Origin of the sequence: Bradyrhizobium altum (assembly GCF_020889705.1) — a bacterium.
In the GTDB taxonomy this organism is placed as follows: domain Bacteria; phylum Pseudomonadota; class Alphaproteobacteria; order Rhizobiales; family Xanthobacteraceae; genus Bradyrhizobium; species Bradyrhizobium altum.
In genome coordinates, this window is sequence record NZ_JACMYP010000326.1 from 1 (window position 1) to 8553 (window position 8553).

The 8553-nt window shown below is 55.1% G+C and carries 5 protein-coding genes and 2 pseudogenes; 4 read left to right on the forward strand and 3 right to left on the reverse strand.

What is annotated here, in order from left to right:
* A complete protein-coding gene (locus tag H8B02_RS41960; protein ID WP_229171540.1) occupies positions 1–765 on the reverse strand; it encodes a hypothetical protein in 765 nt (254 codons plus the stop codon).
* 1126 nt (positions 766–1891) lie between these two features.
* On the opposite strand from H8B02_RS41960, the gene H8B02_RS41965 reads away from it, so the two are divergent.
* Entirely contained in the window at positions 1892–2431 is a 540-nt protein-coding gene (locus H8B02_RS41965; protein ID WP_229171542.1) for a hypothetical protein, read from the forward strand.
* A gap of 208 nt (positions 2432–2639) precedes the next feature.
* On the opposite strand, the pseudogene H8B02_RS41970 reads toward H8B02_RS41965, so the two are convergent.
* Positions 2640–2789: pseudogene (locus tag H8B02_RS41970) on the reverse strand (SOS response-associated peptidase); the annotation flags it as partial.
* Between H8B02_RS41970 and H8B02_RS41975 the strand changes: the two are divergent.
* From H8B02_RS41975 to H8B02_RS49210, 3 genes and pseudogenes are all read left to right on the forward strand, one after another.
* Entirely contained in the window at positions 2779–3093 is a 315-nt protein-coding gene (locus H8B02_RS41975; RefSeq protein ID WP_229171544.1) for a transposase, read from the forward strand. The pseudogene H8B02_RS41970 and the gene H8B02_RS41975 sit on opposite strands and share 11 nt — an antisense overlap.
* 333 nt (positions 3094–3426) lie before the next feature.
* Positions 3427–3621, forward strand: coding sequence for a hypothetical protein (locus tag H8B02_RS41980; protein ID WP_229171546.1), 195 nt, complete (start codon positions 3427–3429; stop codon positions 3619–3621).
* Positions 3622–4063: 442 nt separating this feature from the next.
* Positions 4064–4855 (forward strand): annotated as a pseudogene (locus H8B02_RS49210) (metallophosphoesterase family protein); the annotation flags it as partial.
* A gap of 2042 nt (positions 4856–6897) precedes the next feature.
* Here H8B02_RS49210 and H8B02_RS41985 read toward each other — a convergent pair.
* A protein-coding gene (locus H8B02_RS41985; RefSeq protein ID WP_376711777.1) for an IS3 family transposase occupies positions 6898–8093 on the reverse strand; the annotation gives its coding sequence in 2 pieces (ribosomal slippage) (positions 6898–7832 and positions 7832–8093; 1197 coding nt in all).
* Positions 8094–8553 lie beyond the last annotated feature (460 nt).

Here is an 8553-nt window from a genome sequence, read left to right on the forward strand (position 1 = left end):
TTACGATTGGCCATCTGATGCTTTTGCTTTCTGTCCTTTGCGACAGTCGATCCGAGAGTCCATGAGCGCCTTTGTTGCCGGAAAGTCGTATTCGCGCACGTAGCTAGCAATGGCGGCCGTTACTTCTGAGGAGACATGATCCAGTCCGCCAGAGATTAGATCCAGCACGTAGCTCAAGTGAATATCGACTTCCTGGTAAGTAAATAAGCCGGATTGGATCATATGCTGAAACTGTCCGAGCCTAAAGGAAAACCAATCGAAATTATCTCGAACTACAGCTTCATGCTCTGTAAAGCCTTCTTCGTCGTGCTTTCGAAGAGCTCGCGCGATGACGACCGCTCGCCCCTCATTCAGGAATTCGTCGCGTAGTTTTGGCCGATTTTGCGCCTCTGCGTGCGCTGCATCATCATGCAGCGTAAGCACTTCCTCATCATCGTCATCTGCGATGACCAGCTTTCTGATATGCCAGTCGAGCATGTATGTCGTCCGCTCGACGCATTCGTCACTAAAGAAGTCCTTGACCTGATTAGCTAGAAACTCGGCCTTCTTCCAGTTTTGTTGCTCGGCAGCCTGCACGGTCGCGCGCTTGGCTGCTTCTACTGATAGCAAATAGTTATTTGAGGCGACCTCGGCTTGCCGCGCGGAAATCTGGAGCTGCTTGTAGATGAACGTAAAGCCTAGGGCAGTTACGGCAGGGCCGAGCAGCGCTGACAGCCAGAGTCGGACGTGTTCGGATAACGACGGGTCGGCAGCAGCTTCAATCATATTGCTACCCCATCGAGGCGGCAGAAATTGCAGCGCAAATCAACTTGGAAGCTGGAAATCTGAATGAGGACAGAATTTCACGTCTAGATCGACTTGTCTAGATAGTTCGCGCAAGACTAGCGAACGCCGGTTGAGGTGCTGCCGCTTTACGGGACCTGGAATCGACCCGGCCCGCGAGGGTTCTTCGAGCGGACAACGAAGGAAAATTCGCGTGATAAACAATCTGGCCAGCGTCGGTACTCGCGATAGCACGTTTGCGGAGGCGAGCGCTGCGATCGCGCTTGCGCGCAAACTTCTAACCGAAGCAGTTGGCCGAGGCTGAGCGCGACCTCGAGCAGCCGCAACTTGATCGCTTCCGACGAGATCATCTCAAATGACGGAACCCGATGTCGTTGAACGACGATTAGAGCGCGGTCGCTACTGTTCCATGACGGAGACGCTGGCGCGCTATGGCGTGCCTATCCACTTCTCAGCGCCATCCGCATTCCACCGCAATAAGATCGTCGAACGGTTCGGGCGCCGCTACTGGCTTGCTGGCGGGCGTGGAGTTCGAGGTGCACGCTCAGCATCATCTGGATCCGTCCCGGCGCGCACTGCCGCGGCACGTCGCCGCTGATCGTCGATCGCGCGCTCGCCAGCGCGCGGCCTGGCCGGGCTCTTAATCGGTCCCGGCGCCTGGCTCAGCCGGGCCGCGGCCCCAACAGCCGGTTCAATCGGAGGTATTCTACTATGGGTAGTCGGCGTGGTGGATACCACTACAGGCCAGAAATATGTATATTTGTCAGCTGGTTAGAGAGTCGTCGGAAGGTAATCAATGCAGTTGAGGAGTAGTTCCGTAAAAATATCCGTTGACATCTGTCAACACGCTATTAAGTTGGCGAACATGTGATGGCCGGAAGACCATTACATCCAAACAAGGAAATCGAAGCCGTGGTTTCCGAGGCAGAGGCAAAAGGCTGGACTTGGCGAAAGGTCAATGGCCACGCTTGGGGACAGCTTCTTTGTGCTCACCACGATCGGGACGGTTGTCGAATTTCCATTTGGTCGACGCCTAGAAATCCAGAAAATCACGCCAAGCAAATCCGCCGCGTGATTGATCGATGCCCGCACGAAGAGGAGGTCAACGATGAAGACGTTTGAATTTAGCATCATCGCATCCGGCCTTGATTCGACTGCCGACGGCTTCGAAGACAAGTTCTACGATGCTGGCTGCGACGACGCGCTGATCGCTGTTCAAAAGGGCCACATCATTCTGGATTTTGCCCGAGAGGCGAGCACTATTGCCGAAGCGATCTCTTCAGCAGTCGAGAATGTGTGCGCTGCTGGTGCACACGTCGACCGGATCGAACCAGATCCGCTGGTCAACCTGACTGACATCGCCGCGCGTACACAGCTGACACGCGCGGCGATCTCCAACTATGCCAAGGGGTCGAGAGGGAAAGATTTCCCCTCACCGGTCGTGCGCGTGACTTCAGATGCTCCGTTGTATGATTGGGCTGAGGTCGCCAACTGGATGGCACTCAACAAGAAAATACCGGTTGAGACCGCCGTCTCTGCGAGCGTATTCCAGGAAGCCAACCATGCGATCCAGGCCGGCGAAATTCATTTGGCCGATCGCCTGAAGAAGCGCGAGCAGGAAGAAACGATCGCGTTAGAGGCCGCCTAAACATTCGGCGGCCGCAAGGGTGTCTTGGCGACCAGATGATGATCCTCGGTTTCTTCCGGCCACCCGTGAACTCCAGAGCTGGGGCGGCCTGGAACTGCAGCGCCCCTCGAGCACGAAGCTCCATCAGCTTCTTGGTGATTGGAAGTCCGGCAATTTGGCGCGGCCGCTCAAAGCCCATGACAGCATCAAGATTTCGATGCGCATACGGCTGCATCCACACGTCGCGCTCTTCGTCAGTTGTCAGAATGACCGGCATAGCCTTCGGATGGATAGGCTCGACGACCGCGTTTGGCGAAGTCGTTAAGAACCCATAGACCTGATGCGGCCCAGGCACGGGCCTAGACTTCGTGCCGCGATCGGTTGGCGTTCCCCCACTGATCGAGGGGCTGACCTTCGAGGCGCTGATCGCCGACAAGGCGTTCGACTGCAATGCCATCATCGCCGAACTCGACACGCGCGGCGCCAAGATCGTCATCTCCCAGCATCCGCGCCGCATAAGACCTCTCGCCATCGACCAAGAAATGTACAAATGGCGTCATTTGATCGAAAATTTCTTCGGCAAGCTCAAGGAGTTCAAACGCATCGCGCTACGCGCTGACAAAACCGACCAGAGCTTCGCCGCAATGATCCATCTCGCCGCAGCCGTGATAAACTCCCGATGAATCCAAACAGGCCCTAGCCCAGCTTCTTACAATCGTCACAACGCGGCCTTCCGGCTGAACCGGGCTTGCGGTGTGACTGCTTAATCTGCTTTCCGGTCGGGCAATTGTCGTGGTCGTGATAGACGTTGCGATGGGACGGCGGATATTCCGGCGAATCAGTGTGGTAGGCAGCGACTTTGGACATAAATCTCCTCCAATAGCTTTTGATTGAAAACGGGCAACTTTCTCAATCAACGGTTGCGCAGGCAATTAGCCTTTTGGAGGAGTAGCGTCGCACCGCAACTGAACGAAAACAGAAACAGGCCAAGCGGCGTTTTCTCAAGAGGGTAGCACATGTGGGATACGGTCACGGCATTACACAGCGAGCTATGGAAAACGCCAGCCAAGTCCGCCGAAGTTTTTCTCTGCCTCATTATGATTATTTACATCAGCTCCAGCGTTCGAAGCGTGGCCTCCAATCTCCGTGAGATGGACAGACGTTTGGCGCGCATGGAAAAGCTAATCAAAACGCTGACCGATTCAGTTTAGCGCCCACCACGAACTCAGTGATGCTTTGTTGGCCAGAGGTCGGGCCACTCCTTGAATGGAAGCGGGCCAGCATTCCCTCCTCAGGAAAAAAGTTCAGCCCTCCGAACAAAGAGCGAACATCAAGTGATCTAAAAACGCACCCGGCCGCCGGTCAATGCCGACCGCCTCGAAGCAGTGCGCAAGCAACCGTCGTGGCCTGTGAGGGCGACACATGGGCTCCGTTGAAGGCTGCCAATACGTCTCCGTGAGCAACGTCTAGAACAACTTGCCTCGTCCGACTCGCGGAAGCCAAATGCTGCAGCGCGATCAGTGACGCTACTACGTTTTTCCTGCGCGCATTCTACTAACAAGTTAAAATACTCGTTGCGATCGCGTCATAGTTGCGATGACATTCAAACGATTCAAGGTCGTATTCAACGTTCGGTGTCCTAAAGCAAAAAACATGTCCAACACGCACTCCCAAGACTGCCTGACCTGGCTACACATTACTGATCTACATGCGGGGATGAACGGTCAGGACTGGCTTTGGCCCTCCTTCAAAGCCTCATTCTACGATGATCTTAAAGTGATGCATGATACGGTCGGCGCCATCGATGCGGTTATATTTTCCGGGGACCTAACGCAAACGGGCACGCGGAAGGATTTCGATAGGCTTGACGAGATCCTAGCCGAAATGTGGGGCGTATTCGCGAAGCACGGCTCCAAGCCTACTCTTGTCGCTATACCGGGCAATCATGATGTGAAGTGGCTAGAGAAACTATCGCCTGCTCATCAGGTGCTGAAAGAGTGGTGGGCTTTTTCACACTTGCATGACGAATTCTTTGCCGACGATAAAAGTCCGTACCGTGCTGCAGTTGAAGAGCAATTGAGAGAATTCAGTCTGTGGCTAGAAAGGCTGAATGCCTCCAACATTCCAACTCTGAAGCCCGTATGCGGAGGCTTGCTGCCCGGAGACCAGTCCGTTGCCCTTCAGAAGGGAAAGCTGAAGATCGGATTGGCCTTACTAAATTCCACTTGGCTGCAAATCGATGGCGGCGAGTATCTCGGAAAACTTCACGTGGACGCACGCCAGCTTCACAAAGTTACCAATGGAAATCCCAGCGCTTGGCGCGATAAGCACGATTTGAACTTCCTAATCACGCACCATCCCGTAGATTGGCTTCATCCTGACAGCCTTGCGTTTTGGGACAGTGACATAAATCCGTCGCAGCGGTTTGACGCTCATTTCTACGGACACATGCACGCCGCAGCGAGTCAGACCATTTCGGCTGGCGGCGGTAGCGCGCGGCGATCCGTGCAGGGCGCCTCCTTATTTGGACTGAGGAGAATTGATAAAAAGCTGGAGCGCATACACGGCTATTCGGTGTCGCGAGCGAGCCGCACGAATTTGAATGTTGAAGTTAGAGTTTGGCCCAGGATTTTAACAGACCGACAAGATGGATCAAAATCATTAGGACGCGACCAACGGTTTCACCTGCGAGAGTTGGACGGATCCTATCAGTTGATCGATCGGCCGCTTTCGGACGGCGACGCAGAAGAACCTCCGCCTGCCCAATCGACGGCCCTTCAAATTCCTACAAAGTCAGAAGACATTCTGAAAAGGGTGCGCCACCATTTGCCATTGCTCCCCGCGCACCTGAGAGTTAGGAGAATAGAACAACAGGCATGCCTAGACACGCTTTCTGCTCGTCGTTGCGTTTGGCTGGTGTCTGATTGGGGCATGGGCGAGGACGGATTTCTGTCCAGCGTTAAGCACGCCAAAGGTCACATTGCGTCCCCAACCTTCCGGATCGACCTCAGCGATTTCGTCAATCGCGATCAGCTATTCGAAAATCTAAAGAACAAAGTTGGCTGCAGCTTAGACCGTTTTGCCGAAGAAGTCGCGAACGTGGGCGTGTCTTATGTCATATTCGATGACTTCCCGGTGGACTTCACCGATCATCCTAACAGCGTCGCGTCCGCCGAAGACGATCTTCAGGAAATCATCGCGATTATCCTTGAATTTTGTCCGCAACTCAACGTGATAATCAGAGCGCGTCGTGCGCCAAAGCGTCCTACTTTTTCAATTATCGAAGTAACCGCGCTCGACGTGGCCGATCTGCGAACCTACATCTCGGACCACGAAAAAGGTGGACCTGATCGCGCCAGCACTGCGACCGTCAGCGCTTTACATCGTCACACAGATGGAATTCCGACGCGCGTTGATCAAGCGCTAAAGCACCTAGAAGTGGTCACGCTGTCGGAGCTTCTAGGCTCAAACACAGATTTGATGATGTCAACCCCAGTCGGGGGGCGGTTCCATCCTGCGCTAGTACGTACACTGAGGGAGCTGGGAGAATCGTCCGATGTCAATCAACGCAGGGTGTTCGCCCTGCTGAAAGCGCTGATGATATTTCCTCAGGGAGAGCGACTTTCTCGGATCAAGCGTTTCAGTTTAAATGCACCATTCTTCCTTCCTCACGCTGAAGAATTACTTGATCGCCAGTTGGTTGAAGTGACAACTCTCCAGAGGATCGAAAGCACGACGTCCGACACCCAGGCGCGCACGCTCGTTGTGCCACGGCAAACGCGCGAATGTCTTCGGGAAATGATAGATGCGGATGAATTCCGAGAGTTGAATCAAAAGGCAGCCGAGCTTTATTTTGGCGATAAATGGAAATCTGGCCTCATGAAGGCAAAGGCTTCTTATCGTTTTGATAGCGCTGATTGTCCGATCGGAGACATCCAGAATGCATCGGCAATTATTCTGAGACTCTTCACCGATGCTATCGAACACGACGATCACCGCGAAATGGAACGCTCCTTGGGATTGGCGCACTCTTTTGCCGGCGCGCTGATCGATGGTGACCACTTCAGTGGCGTAGTCAGTTTTTGTGAGCAACTCATTCCCCTAATCTCAGAAGAGAACAGTAGAGACCATCGAGCGCGCTTACTGGCTGACTACGGCAGGGCGTTGCGTATGACAGGGGAAACGGAGAAGGCGCGCGATGCGTTGCTTGAGGTCTCGGAACACCCATTTACATCCGCAACGAGACAGGTCGTTCTTGTCAGCCTAGCGCTATGCTACCAGTCGCTGGACGACGGCGATAGAGCAAAGGAATATGCACAACTCGCGCTGTTGATAGACAAGCATTCGAGGAGTGCTTTGCAAGCTCAATCGATTCTGATCGAATTAGACGATGATGCATTGAGACGGCAACGACGCTTGAGTGCCCATGAAATTAAATGCCGAAGGCAGAATGCAGCCGTTGTAGCGAATGACCTGAGCCCCAAAGGTCATCCAGCGATGGGCAGAATCCTTTGGTCATTTGAGCCTGTGTGGCTCGGTGATGCAACGGGACGGGGCGCGGAGCCCTCGACACAGCGCAGCGTCCCGTCCCGTTGCATGTCGGACGCTGTTAGCCGGGCGTAGGTTGATGGCGGCAGGTTGCCGATCCCGCTGTGCGGACGAACGGTGTTGTAATCGTCCTGCCATTCGGCGAGCAGCTCCCGAGCATGATCGAGTGACGAGAACAACGTCTCGTTCAACAACTCGTCGCGCAGTCGTCCATTGAAGCTTTCCACGAAGGCATTCTGCTGCGGCTTGCCCGGCGCGATGTAGTGCCACTCGATCCGGGTGAGCTGCGACCAACGCAGGATGGCCATGCTGGTGAGCTCGGTCCCGTTGTCGCTGACGATCATCGTTGGGCGGCCTCGTCGGGCGATCGCGGCATCGAGCTCACGACCAACCCGGATCCCCGACAACGACGTGTCGGCCACCAATGCGATGCATTCCCGGGTGAAGTCATCAACGACAGCCAGGATACGGAAGCGTCGGCTGTCGGTCAGCGTGTCGCTGACGAAATCCAGTGACCAACGCTGGTTCGGTCCCTGCGGCAACTCCATCGGAACCCGTGTTCCGAGAGCTCTTTTGCGTCCACCTCGCCGGCGAACCTGCAGCCGCTCCTCGGCATACAGCCGCCTCAGCTTCTTGTGGTTGATAAGCACGCCTTCACTGCGGATCATGAGAAGCAGACGGCGATAGCCAAAGCGCCGGCGCACCGACGCCAACTCGCGCAGCCGGACGCGAATGGTCGCGTCGTCAGGCCGAAGGCTGAGATAACGCACCGAGGACCGATCAGCCCCAATCACTTCACACGCCCGCCGCTGACTGACCTCAAAACTCGAACAAAGGTGAGCCACAGCCTGCCGCCTTGCAACGGGCGTCACCATTTTTTTGAATTGAGGTCCTTTAGCATGGCGTTGTCCAGCATCGCCGCGGCCAACAGCTTCTTCAGCTTCGCATTCTCGTCGGCAAGGACCTTGAGGCGCCGAGCTTCGGATACGTCCAGGCCACCATACTTGGCCTTCCACTTGTAGAACGTCGCGCTGCTGATCCCGTGCTTCCGGCAAACATCACCGGTCTTCGATCCTGCCTCGTGCTTCCGCAGCACCGCAATGATCCGCTCTTCCGTGAACCTCGACTGCTTCATCTCCGTCTCCCTCAAGGTGGACGGATTCTACCCATTTTTGGAGGAAGTTCAGGGGCTCAGGTCAATGAGTGAGGCGCTCTTCAGTAACAAACTCTTGGGTTCCGGTGATAATTACATTGGACCGTGATGTCACGATCCCCACGTTCTTACTCCGCAAGTCTGATTAATCTTTCCTGGAGGAAATCGGAGTTTTCACGACATCCCCGTTCATGGAAAAGAGAGTCTCCAATCGGACATCAATGTCTGTGCAATGCAGTCGACCGTTGATGTTGTAGGCACCTCTGGGAAAGGTCGTGTCCCCATGGATGGTGTAGCTCGGCAGAGCAAAGCCGCCCGCACGCGCGCCCTCACATAGCGCCGTAGCGGGCGGGCGGCTTTGCGGTGGTCACCGGCAGTTCGCCGGTAGGGTCGGGTTGCTGACACCAACCTGATTCGAGGAACCACCGATGACCGATGAGAT

Coding starts and splice junctions, on each gene's coding strand:
- H8B02_RS41965 (WP_229171542.1), top strand. CDS start 1,892: ATGAAGACGTTTGAATTTAGCATCATCGCATCCGGCCTTGATTCGACT.
- H8B02_RS41960 (WP_229171540.1), bottom strand. CDS start 765: ATGATTGAAGCTGCTGCCGACCCGTCGTTATCCGAACACGTCCGACTC.
- H8B02_RS41980 (WP_229171546.1), top strand. CDS start 3,427: ATGTGGGATACGGTCACGGCATTACACAGCGAGCTATGGAAAACGCCA.